Source organism: Paraburkholderia phymatum (genome assembly GCF_038900715.1).
GTDB classification, from domain to species: Bacteria; Pseudomonadota; Gammaproteobacteria; order Burkholderiales; family Burkholderiaceae; genus Paraburkholderia; species Paraburkholderia phymatum_A.
Map to the genome: position 1 here is coordinate 21,772 of NZ_JAYMRZ010000019.1, position 22,426 is coordinate 44,197.

Sequence of the window (22,426 nt, forward strand, 5' to 3'; positions counted from 1 at the left end):
AGTATGAAATCTCATTGTGAACCAGTTCCTTTATGGGAACAAGAGGTTTTTCGACCCTTGTCTGACGCCACGCATGCAATGCGTCGGGATGGGCAACTTGACATTTGGACCACATCAGATAGTATGTTCCCATACAGAAACTTAGATCCTATGTTATGCGCGCAAACGAAATTGGGACGACAAGTACCGTAAAGTCGGCTGACCGGACGCTTGATGTTCTGGAGCTTCTTGCTCAGTGGGGCCGTGAGATGTCACATGCAGAGATAGCCGAGGCGCTCAATATTCCAAAAAGTAGCTTAACGAAGCTCATCCGGAACCTCACGGACCGCGGCTATCTTCGTTTCGTGGCCGAAACCAAGGGCTACCGGCTCGGAGACACAATCGTCAAGCTCGCGCAGCAGTCGAACCAGATGCGAAGCCTGATCGCATGTGCGGAACCCGTTTTGCGTGACATCACGCAACAGACTGCGGAGTCATGCGCGCTCAACCAGCTTAAAGGCGATGAGGTAGAAGTCGTTGCCACCGTCATCAGTCAACAACGACTCCAATCTCACATGCGGCTCGGTGATCTGGCGCCGCTTTATGCGGTGTCTGGAGGTAAGGCAATACTCGCTTACCTTCCCGACGTGATGCGCGAGGAGTACATGCGATCGGTGACATTCGAGCGCTTCACGAAAAACACCATATCTACGAAGAAAGCCTTGATTGCGACGCTCGAGGATGTGCGCAAGAAAGGCTTCGCGACTTCAATGGAAGAATTCACGCCGGGCATCGTAGGGATTGGTGTGCCAATTCTGTCGGCGAGTGCCTTTCCGCTTGGTTCGCTGAATCTTGCGATCCCCGCGGTACGTTATTCGAGCGAAATCGGTGAGCGCGCTGTTGCGATTCTGACGGCGTCGGCGGCGAGAATTCAGCGTCAGTACTTTGGAGGATGACGCTTTCAGGCGAGAAAGCGTCGCATCCGTTCCATGATCGTGCGCGCCTGCCGATCGAAAGGTTGACCTCGCAATTCGAGGGTCGGAGCTTCGACGGCAAGCGTCAGATTGGCGGGCAGTCTGGTCAGCAGTTCGCGCAATGGAAGCTCGCCTTCGCCGGGCAGACGACGTGCGGTACGCGCTTCGGTCCGCCGTTCGTCGACCGAAGCTGGCGATATCCGTGGGCCGTCGCTGATCTGTATATATTCGACGAGGCGCTGTTCGACAGCGGCGATATCGTCGACGGTGGCGCCGGAGCGAAATACTTGCAGTGTGTCAATCAGTATTCTCGCGTTGGACTGGCAGCTTTCGCCGATCAGCGAGAGCGCGCGGTCTAGCGTGCCAATCGGGCAGTAGGTGATCAATTCAAGGCCAACTGTCATGTCAAAGCGAGCGGCGGCTTCGCACAGGGCGCAGAAGTTGTCGAAGAGGCGAGCCTGATCGTTGTCGTAGCCGACTGCAAGCGCATGCCTCGCGCCCAGACGATGACCCGCCTCGAGGGCCGGAAGCAATTCGTCGATGCGTGTGCCGGCTTGCAACCAGATCGCTTCGATATCGAGCAGCCCCACACCGGTCGCTTCAGTTCTTGCCGCGAGTTCACGAATGAGAGCGGGATTGTGTGCTACGTCGACGATCGTGTCGGCGCTCGTCGGCGCGACGACGCGCAACCCGTAATAATCGAATCCGCCGGCAATGGCGGCATCGGCGAGTTGAAGAGGATGCGCATCGAGCATCGTCAGGTGATGAAGAGAAAGTCTGTGCATGAGTCTCTCCGGAAGATCTACGATTGACTGGGAAGCACGAATCGGTACGTGAGCAGCATTGTGTTCGGGTCGACTTCGTGGCCACCGGGGCTGACGTGCCCATCTATCTTCAGAAGCTTCGTTATGAGGGCATCTTTCACGCCGAACACGACATCCGAATCCAGATAGGGGGCGTCGTCGATGAAGACATGCGTCACGATGGTCTCGTAACCCGGCGCACTCAACTTGAAGTGTACGTGCGCAGGGCGAAACGGATGACGTCCCTGTGCGTCGAGCATCTTGCCGACTGGGCCATCGTCAGGAATCGGGTAGGCGGCCGGCACGACGGATCGATACCAGAAGCGGCCGTTTGCATCAGTGCGAAAGCGCGCGCGCAGGTCCAACGCCGACTTGCCGGTGACGCGCTGGACGTCATACTGGCCGCTCCCGTCGGCGTGCCACGTCTCGATCATCGCGTTTGCGATTCCCTTGCCGTGTGCATCTTCAACCGTGCCTTCGACGATTAGTGGTATTCCCTTGGGCTCGCGCGAGATATTTGCGCCTGACTGAAGATCGGCGGCTTCTTCCACGTAAAACGGGCCAAGCACGGTGGTTTGTGTCGCGTCACCATCGAAGCGATGATTGATCGCATCGACAAGCATGGAGACACCAAGCGTGTCCGACAACAGGATGAACTCCTGCCGCGTGTCCGAGCACATGTGTCCAGTGTCGGTGAGGAACGCAATGGCGCGGGACCATTCCGCTTCCGTCGGTTCTATCTCTTTCACGAAAGCATGCAGATGACGCACGAGTGCCTCGCTGATCTTGCGCGTGCGCGGGTCCGTGCAGCCAATCAGTCTATCGAGCACGGCCTGTGTGATGTTGTCTTCGTTGAAGTTTCGCATTGGGGACATCCTCATTCCATCGGCTGGGGCGGCAACCCTTTCCATGCCCGCCGAAGCATGTTGACGAGCGCGGGAACGTCGGGCGCTCGCGGGTTCGAGTAAGTGTTCTGCATGATCAACTCCACGGCAAGATCGATTCCCGTCTCGGGCATGCCGAGAGCCTCGAGGGAAACGGGCAAATCAAGATTGGTGGCTAGATCGTAAAGGCCGGTCCATGCGTCGCGTGCCTTCAGCGCGCGTGCGATTCGGGCCATTGAGGATGGCGCGGAAGAGGCGTTATAGGCGGCGACATGGGAAATCATGACCGCATGCGTCGGCGCATGCGCGAGGTCGAACGTTCCGCCGAGGACGTGGCAGATCTTGTGATGCAAGCCCATTCCGACGGTTCCGAGACACGTCCCGCAAAGCCATGCGCCGTATTGAGCGAGGCGTCGCGCCTCGATTGACTCGGGTGCCTGCACGATGTGCGGCAACGACTCTGCCAGTGCCGCGATGCCTTCTTCTGCCATTAACGAGGTAATCGGATTCGCGTCCACCGCGTACAGGGCTTCGACTGCATGCGCGATGGCGTTGAGACCGCTCGCGCTGCTCAGGGTGACGGGCAGGCTCAGCGTCAGCTCGACATCGTAGATGACGACTTCGGGCAGTACGTCCAGCGTGCGCTGAGTGGACTTTTGCCCATCACGGGTCTCACCAATGATCGGCGTGACTTCGGAACCGGCGTAGGTTGTCGGTAGCACTATTTGCGGCAAACCAGTACGCAATGCGATCGCCTTCGAGAGGCCGATGGACGAACCCCCGCCGATTGCAATCACGCAATCGATCCGCGAGCCTTGCACGACCTCGAGCGCTTGCTGAGTCACAGGCCAGGGTGTGTGCATCGTGGCATCGGCGAAGCGGCTGACTTGTTGAGCGTCGAGCCGTCGCGCGATGTCTTCGCCGAGCGCAGCCTGATCGCGCGTCGTGACGATCAAGGGACGTGCACAGTTCACCCTTCCGACTTCGGCGGCCACTTCCGCACGCTTTCCCGCGCCCATAATGACGCGAGCCGGGAGCGCGTTGTACGTGAAAGTGTCGAGCTGACCACCCATTACAGACGTCCCGTTTCGAGCCACGCGCGGCCGCGCTCATACAGCGCTTCGACGGCGGAGCCGGTGAGTCCAGGCATGTCACGTTTGACGGCGTAGCCGATCTTCGTCTGGATATAAGCTAGATGGCGATAGCCTTCGGGAAAGCGGCAAAGTATTTCGGTATCGAGATCCAGCTTCACCCCGGTTTCAACCGGATCCAGGCGGTCCTTTTCGTAGATCGGCTGACGCAAGCGCAGCAGCCACGCACCATCAACTTTTTCGTAGAAGTCATAGAAGCGGCCGGTGCAGACGACATCGCAGAGGTGACCTTCTACGTCTCCTCGCTGTGAAATTGTCATTTTGGTCTGCGCAATTGCCCGGGCGCCAGCGAGCTCAATCGACGTCCCGCCAAGAAAATGCAGAATGCTCACCCCGCGCTTCCACCCCTCTTGCGTCACGCCTATGAACTCGGCGCCCGTGCCCTGAAACCAGGTTGCCATCATCACACCCTCCGGGTGCCAAAGCTTTGCGAAGCGATCCCAGTCTCCGGCATCGCGCCAGACGGCCCAGTTTTCAATCGCCTCGCGAATGGCCAGGCGCTCAAGCATCAAATCATTCATTAAAATCTCCGAGTTCATGTATGGGAATATGTTCGCATAGTGGGTTCTTCCGCCGATAGAGTCAAGCCTAATTTTTCATGGCTTCAGGATAAACCCGTGTTTGTTCCAGCATGGAAACTTCGTGACGAAAATCGTTGACTTTCGATTAGCGTGATTTCTACAATCCAGTTGGTCATATGTAGAAACATGTTTCCATGCATGGACATTTATGGGAGGGCGAATCGCATGCCGCAGATCAACGTTGCGGTAGTCAGTGCGGGAGTCATCGGCAAGCGCCACATCCGTGAGATCGCAAATAACGATCAGTGCAGGCTCGCGGCCAATGTTGATCCATCGCCCGAGGCTTCGGCTCACGCCGCTTCCCAGGGCGTGCCGCTTCATAGGGACTATCGGGAACTGCTGGAGGAAGATCGCATCGACGCGGTCATCGTGGGTGACTTTTGCCGTGACGGAAGCCGCGCAGACCGGGCAAAAGATTGATTTGCGCACCGATGCGCGGTTCAAAGCAGTAGGGAGGCGCTACTTAGAACGGTTGGGGGCATGAAAGGGATCGCTTTGAGCCCAATCGAACCTTGGAATAATTACGGAGACTCGGATGTCTGCTGTCAAACAACTGAAGATTCAGGAGTTTCTCGAAACACGCGCTTTCGGCGCGTTCCATTGGAGAGTCCTGCTGCTTGGATTGACTGTATTGATACTCGATGGGTTCGACGTCGTTGCAATGGGCTTTATCGCCCCGGCGATCATTGATGATTGGAAACTCGGTCATGTCGCACTAGGTCCCGTCCTGACCATGGGGCTCTTCGGCCTGGCGATTGGAGCCTTGACCGGAGGACCACTGGCCGACCGCTTCGGCAGGCGGAAAATCGTGATCGGCGCAGTTTTTTTCTTTGGTGTGATGAGCCTGCTATCTGCCTGGTCGCCGAACGTCGCCGCGCTCTCGGTGATGCGCTTTTTGACCGGACTTGGACTAGGCGCGGCGCAGCCGAACGCGGCGACTCTTGCGTCTGAGTATGCCCCGAGAAAGTACCGCTCGATTATGGTGACCGTGATCTATTGCGGCTTCACGCTGGGCGCTGCCGGTGGAGGTTTTCTGTCGACTTATCTCATCGCTCGGCACGGCTGGCAGTCGGTACTTGTGGTCGGCGGCATTGTCCCGATCGTTTTTGCCATTGTCCTGGCGATCATGCTTCCTGAGTCCGCAAAATTCCTGGCGGTGAGGCAAGGCGGACGCGACGCGCTGATGCGGGTCCTCAGCCAGATCGATCCGTCTGTGGCAGACTCATCGACCACGTTTGTTACAACCGAGCATGCTCACGTAGGGCAGGGCGCAATCCGGCTCATTGTGAGCAAGCCTCATACGAGGGTAACGCTAGCGCTTTGGGTTGGTCTTTTCATGAACCTGATGACAGTCTATTTTCTCAATAGCTGGCTACCAATCATGCTGAAGGGTAATCACTTTTCGCTCAGCGAAGCGGCGCGCGTCGCGGCCATGATGCAGGTAGGCGGCACCCTCGGGAATATCGTCATTGGGTGGGAGATGGACCGCTTCAAGGCGCACAGGGTCATGATGGGGACTCTTTTCATCGCAGGGGTCCTCGCGGTCATTCTGGCAAAGATTTCCTTCGCGCTGTTTGGTTTGATGACAATGGTTTTCCTGCTCGGCTACTGCACGAACTCCACCAATACCGGATGGACCGCTATGGCCGCAAGCTACTATCCGACGGAGATGAGAGCCACCGGGACAAGCTGGATGACAGGTATAGGGCGCTTCGGAGCCGTATCTGGGGCTCAAGCAGGTGCGATCCTGCTGAGCCTCAATTGGAGTTTCGGTGAACTCTTTATGTTCTTGACTATACCAATTGGTATTGCAATCGTCGCCGGATACCTGGGCTGTCGCCGTAGCGACAGGATGACGCCGTTGCTGCGAAATGCACCGTCTAGATAAAAACATACTACTGCGGTCGTGGAACGCGGCCGCGCCAAGGAGTAGATAATGGTCGAAAGTTCGAAGTTGGCAGACGAAAAGCGATTGCTTGACGCACCCGTTGATGCGCTGACGCGTCTCTTTTACATCTTGGGCTCACCCATCGCACATGTTCGCGCGCCGGTGGTCTGGAGCACGCTCATGCGGCGGTATGGCGTGAACGCGCTAATGCTGCCTGCGGACGTGTCCGCTTCAAACTTCGATACGGTTATGAAAGGCTTGAAGCTCACCGAAAATGTCGACGGAGCGATCTTCACCATGCCGCACAAGGTCGCTGCGATGAATCACGCCGACGTTTTGACGGAGCGTGCGCGGCGCGTCGGTTCCCTGAATCTTCTTCGCCGACGCGCCGACGGTGCCTGGGAGGGCGACAATGTCGATGGTGCCGGTTTTCTCGCGGGCTTGCGGGCGGATGGCGTTAGCCTGGATGGTGCCAACGTCTATCTGCATGGCTGCGGCGGCGTGGGCGGGTGCATTGGATGGACGCTCGCAATGGAAAAAATCGCCAGCCTCACTGTCAATGATGTTGATGAACGCCGCGCGCGTGATTTGGCGCGTTCCATTGCCGCTGTATCCAACGCGCGCGTGACAACCGGTTCGCCTTCGATGGGGGAAGTCGATATCGCCATTAATGCGTCCCCCGTTGGTCTCAATGCCGACGATCCCTTGCCTTTCTCTGTCGAAGCACTACCTCCGCATGCAACCGTTGCAGACGTAATCATGGAGCCTTCCATGACCGCGCTGCTTGGGGCGGCGCGTCGCCGCGGACTCCATGTTCATCACGGACGAAACATGATGAATCACGCCATGCCGATAGCCGTGGCTTTTTTTGGCTTGCCTGCATCATTCGACTGGAATGGTGAGACCCTATAAGGGCGCTGTCACGTTGACTTCTTCGCGACGCAATGGCGGAGAGGTAGCCCTGCTCTCAGAAAGCGGATGAACCTCGGGTGGGCTCAGTGAAGTGACGCCATGTGACAAAGCGCGCGGCGAGCCGGTTGCGATAAAGCGACGCGCGTAGCAAATGCCTTTTGAGCGAGAAGTGCTGCCGGATCGGGCCGAAGCTCGACAGGAACGCTTGGGTGCGGTGAAGGACGAGGAAACCACGCATCCGACGCTCGCGTTCCCGCGTGGGTTGATGACTATTATCTGCGCGGTTGTTGACCCGGGCGCTGGCTTTGTCAAAGACATGCTTGACGTTCGTCAACTCGGCGAGTTTGGCTTTCGCAACCGGATAGCTGCGTAGTTGGTCGGTCACAATCTTGCGCGGTGCTTCGGCACAGGACGCAAGAACGCGCTTGAAGAACCGTTTCGCCGCGGTCTTGTCGCGGCGCTTCTGGAAGAGAATATCGAGTTCGACGCCGTGTCGGTCGACCGCACGCCCCAGCAGCCAGGGTTCGCCGCGCGGCGTCAGGAACACCTCGTCGAGGTGCCATGTCGCGCCAGGTTTGTGACGAGAAACCTTAACGCGATGCGCAAAGCCCGCGCCGAATTTATCGCACCAACGCCGGATCGTTTCATAACTGACCACGACGCCACGCTCGAACAGCAATTCTTCGATGTCGCGCAGGCTCAACTGAAACCGGGAGTACCAACGCACCGCGCAGCTCATGACCGCCGCAGGGAACTGGCGAGCCGTGATAGAGCGATTTGGTCTTTGTCATCTGGTCATCTTAACTCGACCGCCCTTGCTAACGTGACAACGCCCGGACGACGTCAGCGGATGCGGCATTGGCGGCATCATCTGTTGCAGGAAAAATCGCACGAAGAGGTGTTGCGCGAACTCGCTCCGTTTCTCGCGCGGCAATTGCTAACAAAGGGGAGTTGAATGACCGAACGAATCAATATTGCCGTGATCGGCGCAGGCGTGATCGGCAAGCGTCACGTACACGAAATCGCTCACAACGACGCGTGCAGCCTCGCCGCGATTGCCGATCCTTCGCCCGAGGCGGCCCCGTACGCGGACGCGCTGAACGTGCCGTACTACCGCGATTATCGCGAGGCGCTCGCGCGCCTCGATGTCGATGCCGCCATCGTGTGCACGCCGAATCACACGCATCTCGACGTGGGGCTGGCGTGCATCGCGCGAAAGTTGCCATTGTTGATGGAAAAGCCCATCGCCGACGATCTCGACGCCGCCCGCAGGCTCGCCGATGCAGCTGCCGGGGCGGGCGTCGCGATGCTGGTCGGACATCATCGCCGGCATAATCCGAGGGTGCGCGCGGTGAAGGAGGCGATCGAAGGCGGCAGAATCGGCAAACTGGTTCTGGCGAACATCATGTGTCTGATGTACAAGCCCGACGCCTACTTCGAAGTGCCCTGGCGGCGGCAGCCCGGCGGGGGGCCGGTTCTCATCAATCTGATCCATGAGATCGACCTGCTTCGGCATCTGTGCGGCGAAATCGTCTCGGTGCAGGCGGTGACGTCGAACGCGATTCGCGGACACGATGTCGAAGATTCGGCGGCGTGCACGCTGACACTCGCAAGCGGCGCGCTCGCCAATGTCAGTCTGTCCGACACGGCTTCGACGCCGTGGAACTGGGACACCACAGCGGGCGAAGACCGGGCGCTTTTCGATTATCGCCCCGTACCCACGCACTTTTTTGCCGGTACAGACGGCGCGCTCACGCTGCCGGATCTGGCGTTGTGGTCGTATCGCGGAAAGAAAGGCCGGGACCAGCCGATTCACGATACGCGCCTCTGCATCGTCGAAGAAAACGTGTACGCGGCGCAGTTACGTCATTTCGTCGATGTCGTGAAGGGCGACGCTCGGCCCGTAATCGGCGGACACGACGCCGCCCGGACCCTTGCGGCGACACTCGCCGTGGTCGAGGCGGCGCGGACGTCGCGGCCGGCGACGCCCTCGGTCATTCAGTGATCGCAGAACTCCCGTAATGCGGCGACGAGCAGTTCAGGCTGTTCTTCAGCGAGAAAGTGCCCGCATCGGGGCAGCGAACCACCGCGCACATTGTCGGCCACCGCGCTCATCCGGCCGACGATGTGCGGTCCCCAACGGCGGTCGCCGCCCAGCGCGAGAACAGGAACGGAATCCGGCAAGCGTGGTGCGTTGCGATTCTCGATGACATCCTGCGGGAACTGGCGATACATCTCCATTGCCGCCCGAAACGCGCCGGGATGCGAATAGGCGCGGACATACTCTTCCATATCGCGTGCCGTTATCGCCGCCGCATTGTCGATTCGATCGTTGATGAACGAGCTGATGTAGATATGCTCGCGGCCTCCACAAATCAGGGCCTCGGGAAGAAAGGGCTTCTGGTGAAAGGAGAAATGGAATAGCAGCGGACTCGCTGCGATCTCGTCCCAATCGCCGACGCCGGGAATGGAAGCGTCGAGGACGGTCAGTGAGCGCGTGGGAAACTGCCATGCATAGGCGTAAGCGACCATCGCGCCGATATCATGACCCACGACATGCGGCGGGTCGTCGCCGAAGCTCTGGACGACACCGAACAGATCGGCTGCAAGCTGCGTCTTCGTATAGCCGGAGTCCGTCTTGTCGGAGAAGCCTACTCCTCGCAGATCCGGCACGATCAAGGTGAAATTTTCGCCGAGCGGACGAAGCAAGCGATTCCATTCCCACCAGTTCTGCGGGAAGCCATGGATGAGCAGCATGAGCGGCGCCGTGCCGACCGGCTGGCCGCCCGTCACACAGTGCAGCTTCACATCTGCCACGTACGCGGTGTCATGCCGGAATCCGCCGGGGAGATGGTCAGGGGAAATTTCACTATCGAACGTCATATCGTGTTCTCCGATTCATATCGTCATTCAGGTATCGAGTCGCGCATTCCGGCGAGCCTTAGTCGGCTTCTTTGCGGATGATTTCCGCGAGAAGTTCAGGCTGAGAGAAAAACGGCGAGTGGCTGGTCTCCATCGTGACGATCTTCGCGCCGGGCACGTCGGCCTGCATGCACCGTTGCTGACCGATGGGGAGAGCCAAGTCCTGCGTGCATTCAATGAACACGCGAGGAATCGAGCCGAATCTTTCCGGCGTCGTTTCTGAAAGGGCGAGATACGGCACGGCGGAGGTCGTTGGCACGACGTTGGCTGCGGCTACGGCGACGTCCCGGTCACTGCAATCGCCGTAGAACGATGACCGCATCGTGGCGATGTCGTCGACATTCAACGCGACACCCTTGCCGTCCGCCGATGGCGTCACGACATCGAAAAGCTTCGCAACGGAGGGATCGTTTCTGTACCCGTCGGAAAGTAGATAATCGTTCGCCGACTTGCCGGGAGGCGTCATGAAAGCCGTCAGGTAAATGAGCTTGCCGATCTTTTGCGGATACTTCTCGCCGAGATAAGTCAGCGCCATGCCGCCCATGCTGTGTCCGAGCAAGATGACGGGTTCCGTTGCGTTTTCCATCAATTCGCTAACGGCTGCCGTGTAGTCGGCCATATCCGTGACCTGCTCGTAGCTCGCCGGATCCAGTCCGTGCGACTTGAGATCGGGGGAAAGCACGGGATGTCCCTGAGCGGCAAGCAACGTGGCGACCTTCTGGAAGCAGCCGCCCCAGTGCCATGCGCCGTGTATCAGAACAATGGTCCGCTTCACTTGAAACCTCCAGAGTGTCGAGTAGCGCGCTGCACTCGCGACTAAAAACGGTTTATATGCATGCCGCCGTCGAGTTCGAAGGCACTTCCGGTAGAAAAGGCAAACGTGCCGATGGCGAGCGCAGCAACCGCGCTGCCGATATCATCGGGCGCGCCCCATCGACGAATCGGCGTGAGTCCGTCGCGAATGCGTTCATCGAAGTTCGCCGCCGAGACCGCTGTCATGTCGGTACGAATGATGCCAGGCCGAATTTCATGCACCGCGATGCCGTGCGCAGCCAGACGCGTGGCGAATAGCCTGACCATCATCGAGACGCCCGCTTTGGAGATGCAGTACTCGCCGCGGTTGACGCTGACGGTTTCCGCACTCGTCGATGAGATGCAGACGATGGAGCGATAGTGTTCGGGCGCGGGGACACTCATCATCCTGCGGACCATCCGCTGAGTCAGAAAGAACGGTCCACGAAGATTGATATCCAGATTACGGTCATAGCTTTCGACCGAAACATCGAGCAGATCGCCGCGCGACAGCACCGAAACGCCGGCGTTATTGACGAGCGTGTCGATGCACCCGAAGGCCGACCATGCGCGTTCCACGAGGTCGTCCTGTTCGTCCAGCGCGGCAATGTCTCCGATCGCGATCGCCCATTTGCGTCCTCTGGCTTCGACGCCGGCGATCGTCTCGCGCATGGCGTCGTCATCGCACAGATCGTTGATGACGATATCGAATCCTTCTTCCGCAAGACTCCAGACGATGCCTCTGCCGATACCACGTCTGCCGCCTGTGACCAGTGCGACTGGAGAGCTCGTTTTCATAAGGTTTCCTTCCAATAAAAAACATCATTCCGATGCCTGCGATCAGGCAGGCTCAGGTGGTAACCTCATCTACGCACTCGAGAACCGCTCGCAGCATGAACATATCCACCGAGTGCGCGTTGACACTTTTCGATGGGTTAGAAAAATGGCAGAACTCGACGTCAAGCTGCTCACCGTGTTCGCGGAGACCTACAAAGCTGGCAGCGTCTCGCAGGCCGCGGTCAATCTCGGTTTGTCGCAGCCGACGGTTTCATTCAATCTGGCAAAACTGCGTGAGCACTATCACGATCCGCTGTTCGTGCGCTTCGCTCATGGGATGGAACCGACTCCCTTTGCCATCGACCTCTACGAACAAGTACTGGAACTGCTGGCCACCTTCGAGACCGTGTCCAAATACCAGACACTGTTCGATCCGCAACGGGCCGTGCGAAACTTTCGCGTCGCCTTGACAGACGTCGCTCAAAACGTATTGCTACCTCGCTGGCTCAATCGGTTGCGATCAATCGCACCGGAAGTGAAGCTGACGATCACTCACATCGCCGACGAAACGGTAGGCATGCTGGAATCCGGTGAGGTGGAGCTAGCCATCGGATTCATGCCGCAGCTCAATGACGGGTTCTATCAGCAGAAACTCATGGAGGAAACGTATATCGGCATCATTGCCGCCGATCATCCCCGACTAAACGATCAGCCCAGCGTCAGTGAATTTCTGGCGGAAGGACATATCGCGGTCACGCCGTCCGGAACGGGACACTCCATCCTCAATCGGGTTCTGCGCGAAAAGCGGCTCGATCGGAGAGTCATGCTTGAAGTGCCCAGCTATCTTGGTGTTGCAGAAATCGTCGCGCGCACCGATCTCGTTGCGATGATCCCATCCCGGCTTGCTTCATTAATGCTCAGGGAGAAATCGATCCGTTCGTTCGCGTTTCCTTTCGATCTTTCCGCTTATGCAGTGAAACAGCACTGGCATTCACGCAACCATCATGATGCGGGGCATCGGTGGTTACGCTCGGTCGTCGCGGACCTGTTTCTCGAAACGGCGCCACTATCCTGAATGCGTCGACTTCTGACGGTCGGGCTCACTCGGTTTCGGCGGAGCGGGCGTCGAACGGATCCGCCGGCACGTGTTCGCGGCGCACTCGTTCGAGACCAAACATGGATAACGTGGCAATTACGCCCGGGACAGCGAGCAGGAGAAGGAACGTTTCGAAGCTCGCGCCGAAGCCGATCAATGCACCTCCCGCAACGGAGCCCAGCACCGCGCCGACGCGCCCTGCGGCGTTGGACCATGCCACGCCCGTCGCCCGGCTGCTGGTCGGATAGTAACTACCCGATAGCACGTAGCCGCCGATCGTGCCACCGCCGATGCAAAAGCCTATTCCGAGGACCGTTCCGACGATGATGACCTTCGACCCCTCCGACAAGGCGCAGAGCAGGATCAGGGCCGTCGCGACCAGGAAAGCCAATGCGAGCACACGTTGCGGGTCGGAACGATCCATGCGTCGGCCCAGCCAGATTCCACCGACCGTCGCGCCGACCTGATACATCATCGTCATCAACGATGCCTGCTTGAGCGACACACCTGCAGCCGCGAGCAGCACCGGCAACCAACTGGTCAGTAGATAGACGATCAACAGGATCATGAAGAAAGTCGTCCACAGCAGCAACGTGACGGGCGCTTTCCTGGGTGCGAACAGTTCGCGAACCGAGGACTTTTGACCGGGCGGCTTCGCGTCGGCGTACAGTGAGACTTTGGCCGTGTTAGGCGCGCGAATGCGGTCCGTGATGGACGTTGCGACTTCGCAATCTTTTCGAGTTCCCCGCAGCAGCCGGAATCCGAGGGATTCCGGCAACATCGCAGCGAGTACCGGCACGAGTAGAAGCGGGGCGATGCCGCCTATCGCCAGCACACCACGCCAGCCGATCACGCCCACGAATTGCGCACTGACGAGGCCGCCGAGTGCGCCGCCGATTGTGAAGCCGCAGAACATGAGCGTGACGAGACTCGATGCGCGTGATGTCGGCGAGTACTCACGCGCCAGCGTGATTGCATTCGGCATGGCGCCGCCGAGTCCCACGCCTGTCAAAAAGCGCGCGATAACCAGAGTGGTAAGACTGGGGGACGCGGCCGCTGCCAGGCTCGCGATGCCGAACAGAGAGATGGACACGAGCAGAATTCGCTTGCGCCCGTAACGATCGGCAAACGGACCGAACAACAGCGCACCTGCGGTCAAGCCAAGCAGTCCTGCACCGAACAGAGAAGCAAGCGCTGCGGCCGCCACTTGCCACTCTACTCGGATCGCGGGACCGAGAAAGCCGATGCCCGAGGTGTCGAAGCCATCGACCGCGACGACGAAGAAGCACAAGACCAGGATGCGCTTCTGGAATGCCGAAAGGGGCTGTGAGTCGATGAACTGTTCTACGTTCACCCTTATATCGTTATGCACAAACGTCTCCGTATTCTCTAGCCGGGCTGTGTTGTGATCGCCGGGGTAAAATCGAGTATCGGGGGCTCGTCGGGCGGTGTCCATAAAGCCGGCTCGATGAGCCTTATTCAATTCTTCGATATAGCGTGTCGAGGTGTCGTGGCAGCCTGGGAAATCAACTCGCGCACAGCTTCGTTAAATTCGGCTGGCCGCTCTTTCAGCGCGTAATGACCTCCATCTTCGATCAGCCTCTCTGTGACGTTGGCGGTCACGCGGCGCAGCGTATTGGCGGAGGCTTAGGCTTCACTCCGTTCGAGTCGAATGGCTGGCGCGTGATGTCTTGAGAGGTGCTTGGTGACCGTGCTGATCCGGCCGCAATCTCGCAACGTTCTCGATCCTCTCGACCTAGGCAAGTACGACCTCAACTAACCCGCCGGGAATTACATGAGCCGTCGGGTTTCAACGACGGGCTCATGCTTGACGGGTGCCCGACCGAATGCGATCGCGGAGATGCCGGCCTGCAGGAAGGTCAGGCGCATCCCTACGGCGATAGTCGAAGCGGTTGTCGACAACTGCTCACGGCATACCGTGAAACTTGCCGGAAGTTGCAGCGGTCGCCGACAACGTGCTGGACCGCGGCAACACTGGTGCCCGGCTGATGGCCGACCGGGGCTACGACGCGCAGCCAACCGCAGGCTGCTGCAGGCCAGCCAGCTCAAGGACGTCATTGCGCGACGCATGCGACCAACAAGGCGGTCTTCACGCCGCGACTGCTGGATCTCTACGGTAAGTCCTATGCGAAGCCGCAGACCCTGCATTCCGCGTTCGAGTACTACCGTGTGCTGAACCAGGGCGTGATCGACAACAAGGAACTCGCGAAGCAGAAGATCGAAATGCCGATGCTTGCGATTGGCGGCGGCAGGAATGGCGGCATGGGCGAATACGAGAAGCGGGTCGTGAGCAGCTATGCGGATCACGTCACCGGGATGGTGCTGCCTGATTGCGGCCACTGGCTGCCGGAGGAGTGCGCGGCACCGTTGAACGCGGCAGTGACCGATTTCCTCGACAAGCAGTAAGGCGAAGATCTGCTGGCTCCCCAGCGTTTTGCTAGTGCAATCAGCACCTGAACCTGCGTTGGCCGCAGCGGTACGCGAGGCGTACCGCTATCCGTTTGCTTCTGGCGCCGGCGCGGTCGACCGTCTGTCGACCAGCGTGATCGGCAAAATGTCATGCCTAGGTGATACCGTCCCGCCGTGTTGAATTCGCGCGATCAACCTGCGCGCGGCAATGCTCGCCATCATTTCGACCGGTTGACGGATGGACGTCAACCCGATCAATGTCGAGGCAGCGAGCGGCATATCGTCGAAGCCGACGACCGACAATTGATCGGGCACGCTGGTCTTCCGTTTTTTGGCTGCATCCAATACCCCGATCGCTATAGTGTCGTTGCCGGCAATGATGGCGGTGACCGGTGAGGGCGCGTCGAGCATCGAGAGGGTATGGGCGTAACCCGATTCGGTCGTGTAATCGCCCCAGCGCACGTGGATCGACATGCTTGAAGTTCCGGCTTCTGACAACCAGCGTTGAATGCCTTCCAGACGATCCCGGCTTGTCGATGTATTCTCCGGCCCCATAATCACACCGATATGGCGGTGCCCGAGCCTAAACAGATGCTCGATGGCCATCGCACCTGCATATACATTGTCGATTTCGACGATGTCCACATTGAGGTTGTCGACTTTACGCACGACGAGGACCAGCGGAATACCGCGTCGATGCATTTCTGGAACCACGGTCGAATCCAGCGTTGCGGTTGCGAAGATCAGGCCATCGAGATAACCCTCGATGAGAGGACGAAATGCGACTAGGTTTCTTGCATTGTTCATTGGATCGATCACCAGCGTCATCTGGTAGCCGACTGACTGAAGTTCGTCGTGCAAGCTGGTGAGCAACTGGGTTATGAAACTGTTGTGCAGTGCACCCACGACAACACCGATCAATCGGGTTGCTGATTTGCGAGGTTTTCTGCCAACCGACGGCATGCGGAAGCCCATTTCCGCCGCTGCGGTTTGCACGGCCCGTCGTGTTGTCTCGCTGATGGCCGTGTGTCCGCTCAAGGCCCGCGAGACAGTAGATATCGACAGCCCCAATTTCATGGCGATATCGCCCAGCCGTACCCGATGCGCGGACTCCGTACCCGTAGATTCAATCGACATGATCTTCTCCTTGCCTGCCCTGTTTTTTCATGCTGTCCGCGCCTGATTTCCGATAGGGAAAGTCGCTAGCATTTGCGTGAGATTTGCATAGCCAGTCGATGATAAATTTTGCACATCGATCTTTATGCAACATAAGCCTGTGTAGAGATCTAATCACAACCGGATGGGAAAAACGATGGCAATTCAGTTTCTGAAACATGGCCGCAGTGCCGAAAGTGCTGCGGAGGATGCCGCGAAAGTGCGCGACGTGGTGACCGGAATTCTGACGGACGTATCGAAGCGCGGCGATGCTGCCGTGCGCGCGTTCTCGGAGCAGTTCGACAAATGGTCGCCGGAGTCCTTCCGTCTCAGCGACGACGAGATCGCAGCCTGTGTCCGGCGACTTTCGCCGGGGCAGCTCGAGGACATCAAATTCGCGCAGTCGCAGGTCCGCAACTTCGCCCAGGTGCAGCGTGAGGCTATCCGCGACGTCGAGACGGAGACTCTGCCCGGCGTGGTGCTCGGACACAAGAACATGCCGGTCGATAGCGTCGCGTGCTATGTGCCGGGTGGGAAATTCCCGCTCGTTGCGTCCGCACATATGGGCGTGGTGACGGCAAAAGTCGCCGGCGTGTCGCGCATTCTGGCTGCGTCGCCGCCGGTCCAGGGTGAGCCGAATCCGGCCGTGGTCGCAGCGATGCATCTGGGCGGTGCTGATGAGATCTATACCTTCGGTGGCGTGCAGGCGATTGCTGCCATGGCGCTCGGTACCGAATCGATTGATTCCGTGGCGATGGTGGTTGGGCCTGGCAATGCTTTCGTTGCCGAAGCCAAGCGGCAGTTGTTCGGGCGTATCGGTATTGATCTGATCGCCGGTCCTTCGGAGACGCTCGTCATTGCTGATGACAGTGTCGATGCGGAAATGTGTGCGACCGACCTGCTGGGCCAGGCCGAGCATGGCTTCAACACGCCGGCGATTCTGCTGACGAACTCGCTCAAACTCGCTCAGGAGACGATCGCCGAAGTCGAGCGACTGCTCAAGATACTGCCCACGGCCAACACGGCCGGTGTGTCCTGGCGGGACTACGGGGCGGTGATCGTCGTCGACACGGTCGACGAGATGGTCAGCGAGGCCGATCGCATCGCTTCCGAGCACGTGCAGGTCATGACGCGGGATCCGGATTATTTCCTCAAGTATATGAAGAACTACGGGGCGCTGTTCCTCGGGCCGCGAACGAACGTTGCCTTTGGCGACAAGGTGATCGGTACGAATCACACTTTGCCGACGGGGCGCGCGGCGCGTTATACCGGTGGGCTGTGGGTCGGCAAGTTCATCAAGACCTGCACGTATCAGAAGGTTCTTACCGACGACGCAAGTGCGTTGGTCGGCAGCTATTGCTCGCGTCTCTGCGCTATCGAAGGCATGGTCGCGCATGGGGAGCAGGCAAATCTGCGCGTACGTCGCTATGGCCACCAAAATGTCCCTTATGCAGGTGTCGCAGGGCGATGACGCTGCCGTGATGACGAACGGTCGACATCATTGAATTGTCGTTGTCAGATCGGGGCGCATTCGCATGCGCCCGCGAACAGCAAGAGAGTAAAGATCCATGAGTCCGAATATAGATTTCGTGTTTTGGCCTGCACCGATCCGGCATTTGCGATTCCGCGATCACGTCGCCGCGGCGGTGGCGGGTGGATTTTCCAGCGTGGCGATTTCGCCCATCACCTATCTCGACGAAGTCGCGCATGGTCAAAGCGCGCGCGATCTTCGCGACTATGCCGAGGGCAACGGGGTGCCTGTCCGGCATCTGGACTCGCTGACGGGCTGGGCGCCGAGCGGGAAGATGGAGGGCTACGACGACGAGATGCGCGCCCGCTACATGATCTCGCTGGATCAATCCATCCAGATCTGCAAGGAGATGGGCATCGAAAGTATTCTCGCCTGCGCCGCTTTCGAGGCCGGCACGGTTCCGCACGATGTAGTGGTCAAGGGCTTTGCCGACCTGTGCCGGCTGGCGGGCGATCTCGGCATCTGGGTCGACCTCGAACCGATGCCGTTCCTCGGGGTGCCGGACCTGCAGGCTACGCTCGCGATTCTCGACGCGGTGGATGCGCCCAATACCGGCATAGTGCTCGATACCTGGCACTTCAGCCGCGGCAATCCGGACTTTGCGTTGTTGCGTTCCTTGCTGCCGGGCAAGATCACAACCTTGCAGATCAGCGATGCGCTCTACAAGCTGCAGGCGCCGACCATGATGGAAGACACGCTGCGTTTCCGGCGCTTCGCTGGTGAAGGAGAACTGCCGATCACGGCCATCCTCGAGGTACTCAGGGAGAAGGGGGGACTGACGCGGGCGGGCGCGGAAGTGTTCTCCGACGTAGCCGCTACCTTGAGCCCTACGGAAGCGGGGCGGAAAAGCGCGTTGTCTATGCGTAGCGCGATGGAGCTGGCCGGGTTCGACCTGTGCGGGTCCACTCTGTTCGCTGGTTGACCGCATATTGTCAGCTAATAGTCGCGGCATCTTTGCCGATCGCAGCGTTGTTCAGCAGTTCCTTTAGTCCGTCGACGAGAATACTGGCAGTCATGCGCAGATGATCTGCCATAAGGGCGGTGGCCTTGTCTGTCTCCCGCTCCAGCGCTGCCGCCGCGATAGCTGTGTGTTCCGAGTGCACATCGCGATCATGCTTGTAGAGCGGAACAGACAATCGACGATAGCGTTCGCCCTGCTCATACATCTGGGAGCGCACGCGTAGCAGGCGTTCGCTTCCGCAGGCGGATACCAGAGATTCATGCAGCGAGTAGTGAGCCTCGGCCCAGGCGTCGTTTAGCCGCGAGGGATCATCCGCCGCGCGGTACGCGGTCCGCCCCAGTCTGTGCATGGCGGCAACCACCCGCGTCTCCCAATCGATGTTGCCCCGCGCGATCGACCTCGCGAGACAAAGCGTTTCGAGCTCGATTCGTGTTTCGGTCAGATCTTCTAGGTCTTCCAACGAAACGGGAGCGACGCGATAACCGCGCTGCGGCTCCGAGATTACCAGGCCTTGAGCAGAAAGCTTGGATAACGCTTCCCGCACGGCTGGCAGGCTCACTTCAAAGCGCTCGCAGAAGTCATTGATACGCATTCGCGTGCCCGGCGCAAGTCGGCAACTGAGAATGTCCGCCCTCAATCCGTCAACGACAGTCTCTGATTGGGTCTTTTTGGTAGCCATCGAAGTGATCCATATGTGTGAACGAGCTGGCCGCCGTGTCACTCGTGCCAAACACGCTAATAATATATTTGTTTGTACGATTGTACATCATGTCCTCTGAGCCGCGTGGGTGATGGGGTTTTCCCTAGTTAATGTATTTCAATTAAGATAATATATTTTTACCATTGCGTCAGCTCACCGTTCGGAGGCGACTGTGACGAGGGTGCCGTCAGATTCAGGAAATCATTCCGACAACAGCGCCGCGTGCCGCGAGCTCATCGAGGCGATCGAAGGGGCCCGAATTGCTCCCGGCACCGCGGTGAACGCATGTCTCCTTGCTCAGGTCGGCGCATTGAATCTGCCGGACGACCGCGAACTGGCGGCACTCGTTGACCGTGGTTTGCTCGAGAACACCGGGGAAGGGCTGGCGGTGGCTCGCGCCGGCATCGCAAGCATCGTCCACTTCCTTGCTTCTTCGCGGGAAGTGCGGGGAAGCCGTTGACTCATATCGGCTCAGTGAGCCAGTCGGAGACGTTGCAATGACCGCTTCAGCCCGAACCATCCGATCGGCCTATACGCTTGCCGAAGCATCGTTGGCGCTCGGGGCGCTTGCGATCGGTGTCGGTGAATTCGCTTCGATGACGATCGTTCCGGCCGTCGCAAACACGATGGCCGTATCGCTCTCCACAGCGGGAACGATCGTGAGCGCTTACGCTTTCGGCGTGGTCGTCGGATCGCCAGTTCTCACCATACTGTTCCCTCGCGTCGAGCGGCGCACGCTGCTTGTCATGCTGATGTTCGCGTACGCCGCGGGCAATTTGCTGAGCGCGGTTGCTCCCGGATATCGTTCGCTGCTTGGCGCGCGGCTGGTTGCCGGCTTTCCGCATGGTGCCTATTTTGGAGTCGCTTCGCTGGTTGCGGCGGGGATGGTTCCGCGCGAGCGTCGCGGCCGCGCGATCGCGCACGTCATGCTGGGTTTGACTGTCGCGAACATCGTCGGTGTGCCGCTGGTTAACTGGGTCAGTCAACTGCTGGGATGGCGCATCGTGTATGTGCTCGTCGCAGCCGTTGCGCTAGCGACATGCATCGCGATCCTGCTCGTCGTTCCGCGATCGCAGCCGGATACTTCCAGCGTCAAGGGCGAGCTGACGGCATTCCGCAACGTGCAGGTATGGCTCACGCTGAGCATCATTGCGGTGGGATTTGGCGGCATGTTCGCGTTCTACACTTACCTCACGCCCATCCTGACCGGCGTCACTCGCGTATCGTCGTTTGCCGTTCCGTGGTGTCTCGCGCTGTTGGGCGTGGGAATGACCGTTGGTTCGCTGATCGGCGGCCGGCTCGCAGACTGGTCTACCGACATCACGATAGCGTGCTCGCTGATCTTTGGTGCAGCAGCGCTAGCCGCCTTCTCGGTAACAAGCAGTCGTTTACTAGTAGCAATCGTTAATATATTCGCAATAGGCGGATTTCTTGCCATTGTTCCCGCGGTGCAAGCGCGTCTCATGGACGTGGCTGGGCGCGCGCAGACTCTTGCGTCGGCGCTGAATCATTCGGCCTTCAACGTCGCCAACGGATTGGGCGCGTGGCTGGCGGGTGTGTCCATAGCGTCGGGCTTCCGGTTGGTCAGCGCCGTATGGATCGGTGCGGCGCTGGCCATCTGCGGTTGCATTCCACTTGTCATTTCGATCGCCCTGCGTTCGCGGACAGCGTCGCAGTCTTGCGCATCGGCCAGAAACGTCTGCTAGGCCGAAGGGACGAAAACACGAAGGCTTCCTGAACAAAACAACCAGATTTACATCAAGGAGACATTAAATGAAGACCAGCCTGTCATCGTTGAAGCAGCATCACCACAAGTTGATCAAGCGCTTGCTCTACGTCGCGTTGGCAGTGACGGGCCTCGCGCAATTTCCCGCGCTCGCCGCGAAAGTACCTGGCATCTATTACGGCATTGCGACCGAGTCGAGCGAATACTGCAATGCACAGGTGCAGGGCGCGAAGGCAGTCGCGGATTCCGTCAATACCAAACTGACCGTTCTCGTCAGCGAGTTCCAGGGGCAGAAGTTCTTGCAGGACTATGGTGCGATCTTCTCGGCAGGATGCAAGGACTGCGTGGCCATGATGGACCCCGTCTCCAACGCGTTCACCAAAGCGATCGTCGACCGGGCCAGCCGGGCGGACGCGAAGGTAATTACGTTCTGGAACAGACCGGAGAACATTCATCCGTGGGATACGGACTCGCAGAGCTGGATAGCGCACATTTCGTTCGACGGGGTGGATTCCGGATATCAAAACGGCATGGCGCTGTGCAAAGCAATCGGAGGTAAAGGTGGTGTGCTGGTGCTACAGGGTGTCGCCGACAATCCGCCCACGAAACAGCGCTTCGCGGGCTTTCAGCGCGCGGTCAAGGAGTGCCCGGGGATGACGATCCTCGATAACCAGTACGCCGATTGGGGGCAAACGAAAGCGCAGACCATCGTGCGCGGCCAGCTCGCCAAGTACGGCGATCAGGTAAAGGGCATCTTCTCGGAGAACGACCTCATGGCACTCGGCGCGCTGGCTGCGCTTCGCGAAAAGGGCCTTGCCGGGAAAGTGCCGGTGACGGGCAGCGACGGTCAGTCCGATGTCCTGCAGCTCATCAAATCCGGCGAGATCGTGTCGACGATGAAAGTCGACGGTGCGGCGCTCGGCGCGGTATCGACGGCGCTAGCCTATGGCGTGGCGACGGGCGACATCGACCTGTCGAAGCTGACTCACGCACAGCGGAATTTCTACCTCAAGCAGACGCTGGTCACGAAAGCGAACGTCGATCAGTTTCTCGATCAGAAGTTCGATCCCGCCAAGTTCACTTATCAGAAGCTGAAAAGCGACATGTGGGCCTATTCGTCCGGGCCCATCACGGATTCGCCGTCGAAGTAGACACGTGGTTTTT

22 protein-coding genes and 1 pseudogene are annotated in these 22,426 nt (G+C 59.0%); 12 read left to right on the plus strand and 11 right to left on the minus strand.

Translation table 11 applies throughout. The features are described from left to right. Nucleotides 1-155: 155 nt before the first annotated feature. Entirely contained in the window at nucleotides 156-935 is a 780-nt protein-coding gene (locus tag VSR68_RS29210) for an IclR family transcriptional regulator (protein ID WP_342943169.1), read from the plus strand. A gap of 5 nt (nucleotides 936-940) precedes the next feature. On the opposite strand, the gene VSR68_RS29215 is transcribed toward VSR68_RS29210, so the two are convergent. Genes VSR68_RS29215 through VSR68_RS29230 form a run of 4 tightly spaced genes read right to left on the minus strand, consistent with a single transcriptional unit; the run spans nucleotide 941 to nucleotide 4,312 of the window. Further along, complete coding sequence (locus tag VSR68_RS29215; RefSeq protein ID WP_342943170.1) at nucleotides 941-1,708, minus strand: sugar phosphate isomerase/epimerase family protein; 768 nt, start codon at nucleotides 1,706-1,708, stop codon at nucleotides 941-943. 47 nt (nucleotides 1,709-1,755) lie between these two features. Continuing rightward, nucleotides 1,756-2,622, minus strand: coding sequence for a dioxygenase (locus VSR68_RS29220; RefSeq protein ID WP_428983604.1), 867 nt, complete (start codon nucleotides 2,620-2,622; stop codon nucleotides 1,756-1,758). 11 nt (nucleotides 2,623-2,633) lie between these two features. Next, a complete protein-coding gene (locus VSR68_RS29225) occupies nucleotides 2,634-3,713 on the minus strand; it encodes a maleylacetate reductase (protein WP_342943172.1) in 1,080 nt (359 codons plus the stop codon). After that, entirely contained in the window at nucleotides 3,713-4,312 is a 600-nt protein-coding gene (locus VSR68_RS29230; RefSeq protein WP_342943173.1) for a nuclear transport factor 2 family protein, read from the minus strand. The genes VSR68_RS29225 and VSR68_RS29230 overlap by 1 nt, the downstream gene beginning before the upstream one ends. Before the next feature lie 225 nt (nucleotides 4,313-4,537). Between VSR68_RS29230 and VSR68_RS29235 the strand changes: the two genes are divergently transcribed. From VSR68_RS29235 to VSR68_RS29245, 3 genes are all read left to right on the plus strand, one after another. Next, nucleotides 4,538-4,792 carry a Gfo/Idh/MocA family oxidoreductase gene (locus tag VSR68_RS29235; RefSeq protein WP_342943174.1) on the plus strand — a complete coding sequence of 85 codons (255 nt, stop codon included), beginning with the start codon at nucleotides 4,538-4,540 and terminating at the stop codon, nucleotides 4,790-4,792. Between the two features lie 115 nt (nucleotides 4,793-4,907). Then, on the plus strand, nucleotides 4,908-6,260 hold the full coding sequence (locus tag VSR68_RS29240; protein WP_342943175.1) for an aromatic acid/H+ symport family MFS transporter: 1,353 nt from the start codon (nucleotides 4,908-4,910) through the stop codon (nucleotides 6,258-6,260). Between the two features lie 48 nt (nucleotides 6,261-6,308). After that, on the plus strand, nucleotides 6,309-7,172 hold the full coding sequence (locus VSR68_RS29245; protein WP_342943176.1) for a shikimate dehydrogenase: 864 nt from the start codon (nucleotides 6,309-6,311) through the stop codon (nucleotides 7,170-7,172). A gap of 55 nt (nucleotides 7,173-7,227) precedes the next feature. Here the strand turns inward: VSR68_RS29245 and VSR68_RS29250 are convergent. Continuing rightward, a pseudogene (locus tag VSR68_RS29250) lies at nucleotides 7,228-7,963 on the minus strand (IS6 family transposase). A gap of 164 nt (nucleotides 7,964-8,127) precedes the next feature. Between VSR68_RS29250 and VSR68_RS29255 the strand changes: the two are divergent. Further along, complete coding sequence (locus VSR68_RS29255; protein WP_342943177.1) at nucleotides 8,128-9,177, plus strand: Gfo/Idh/MocA family oxidoreductase; 1,050 nt, start codon at nucleotides 8,128-8,130, stop codon at nucleotides 9,175-9,177. Here the strand turns inward: VSR68_RS29255 and VSR68_RS29260 are convergent. Genes VSR68_RS29260 through VSR68_RS29270 form a run of 3 tightly spaced genes read right to left on the minus strand, consistent with a single transcriptional unit; the run spans nucleotide 9,171 to nucleotide 11,684 of the window. Further along, on the minus strand, nucleotides 9,171-10,055 hold the full coding sequence (locus VSR68_RS29260) for an alpha/beta hydrolase (protein WP_342943178.1): 885 nt from the start codon (nucleotides 10,053-10,055) through the stop codon (nucleotides 9,171-9,173). The two genes, VSR68_RS29255 and VSR68_RS29260, sit on opposite strands and share 7 nt — an antisense overlap. A gap of 58 nt (nucleotides 10,056-10,113) precedes the next feature. Then, nucleotides 10,114-10,869 (minus strand): alpha/beta fold hydrolase, encoded by a 756-nt coding sequence (locus VSR68_RS29265; protein ID WP_342943179.1) that lies wholly within the window; start codon nucleotides 10,867-10,869, stop codon nucleotides 10,114-10,116. A 41-nt stretch (nucleotides 10,870-10,910) separates the two neighbouring features. Beyond that, nucleotides 10,911-11,684 (minus strand): 3-ketoacyl-ACP reductase, encoded by a 774-nt coding sequence (locus VSR68_RS29270; protein ID WP_342943180.1) that lies wholly within the window; start codon nucleotides 11,682-11,684, stop codon nucleotides 10,911-10,913. Between the two features lie 145 nt (nucleotides 11,685-11,829). Here VSR68_RS29270 and VSR68_RS29275 point away from each other — a divergent pair, with 145 nt between their 5' ends. Further along, complete coding sequence (locus VSR68_RS29275) at nucleotides 11,830-12,738, plus strand: LysR family transcriptional regulator (protein WP_342943181.1); 909 nt, start codon at nucleotides 11,830-11,832, stop codon at nucleotides 12,736-12,738. A gap of 25 nt (nucleotides 12,739-12,763) precedes the next feature. Here the strand turns inward: VSR68_RS29275 and VSR68_RS29280 are convergent, their stop codons facing one another. After that, nucleotides 12,764-14,113, minus strand: a complete 1,350-nt coding sequence (locus VSR68_RS29280) for an MFS transporter (RefSeq protein WP_342943182.1) — start codon at nucleotides 14,111-14,113, stop codon at nucleotides 12,764-12,766. A gap of 836 nt (nucleotides 14,114-14,949) precedes the next feature. Here VSR68_RS29280 and VSR68_RS29285 point away from each other — a divergent pair. Further along, complete coding sequence (locus tag VSR68_RS29285) at nucleotides 14,950-15,186, plus strand: alpha/beta hydrolase (protein ID WP_342943183.1); 237 nt, start codon at nucleotides 14,950-14,952, stop codon at nucleotides 15,184-15,186. A gap of 87 nt (nucleotides 15,187-15,273) precedes the next feature. Here VSR68_RS29285 and VSR68_RS29290 read toward each other — a convergent pair whose 3' ends face one another. Then, complete coding sequence (locus VSR68_RS29290) at nucleotides 15,274-16,326, minus strand: LacI family DNA-binding transcriptional regulator (RefSeq protein WP_342943184.1); 1,053 nt, start codon at nucleotides 16,324-16,326, stop codon at nucleotides 15,274-15,276. Between the two features lie 175 nt (nucleotides 16,327-16,501). On the opposite strand from VSR68_RS29290, the gene hisD reads away from it, so the two are divergent. Both hisD and VSR68_RS29300 read left to right on the plus strand, forming a co-directional pair. Continuing rightward, nucleotides 16,502-17,815 (plus strand): histidinol dehydrogenase, encoded by a 1,314-nt coding sequence (gene hisD, locus VSR68_RS29295; RefSeq protein WP_342943185.1) that lies wholly within the window; start codon nucleotides 16,502-16,504, stop codon nucleotides 17,813-17,815. Nucleotides 17,816-17,912: 97 nt separating this feature from the next. Beyond that, nucleotides 17,913-18,797, plus strand: a complete 885-nt coding sequence (locus VSR68_RS29300) for a sugar phosphate isomerase/epimerase family protein (RefSeq protein WP_342943186.1) — start codon at nucleotides 17,913-17,915, stop codon at nucleotides 18,795-18,797. Between the two features lie 10 nt (nucleotides 18,798-18,807). On the opposite strand, the gene VSR68_RS29305 is transcribed toward VSR68_RS29300, so the two are convergent. Then, the gene (locus tag VSR68_RS29305; protein ID WP_342943187.1) at nucleotides 18,808-19,515 is read right to left on the minus strand and encodes a GntR family transcriptional regulator; all 708 of its coding nucleotides are present in this window, start codon (nucleotides 19,513-19,515) and stop codon (nucleotides 18,808-18,810) included. Nucleotides 19,516-19,708: 193 nt separating this feature from the next. Between VSR68_RS29305 and VSR68_RS29310 the strand changes: the two genes are divergently transcribed. The 3 genes from VSR68_RS29310 to VSR68_RS29320 all read left to right on the plus strand — a co-directional run bounded on the left by VSR68_RS29310 (nucleotide 19,709) and on the right by VSR68_RS29320 (nucleotide 22,413). Then, nucleotides 19,709-19,996: a hypothetical protein gene (locus VSR68_RS29310; protein ID WP_342943188.1), complete on the plus strand. Its 288-nt coding sequence runs from the start codon at nucleotides 19,709-19,711 to the stop codon at nucleotides 19,994-19,996. A gap of 37 nt (nucleotides 19,997-20,033) precedes the next feature. Beyond that, on the plus strand, nucleotides 20,034-21,242 hold the full coding sequence (locus VSR68_RS29315) for an MFS transporter (RefSeq protein ID WP_342943189.1): 1,209 nt from the start codon (nucleotides 20,034-20,036) through the stop codon (nucleotides 21,240-21,242). A 67-nt stretch (nucleotides 21,243-21,309) separates the two neighbouring features. After that, the gene (locus tag VSR68_RS29320) at nucleotides 21,310-22,413 is read left to right on the plus strand and encodes a sugar ABC transporter substrate-binding protein (protein ID WP_342943190.1); all 1,104 of its coding nucleotides are present in this window, start codon (nucleotides 21,310-21,312) and stop codon (nucleotides 22,411-22,413) included. Nucleotides 22,414-22,426: the final 13 nt, after the last annotated feature.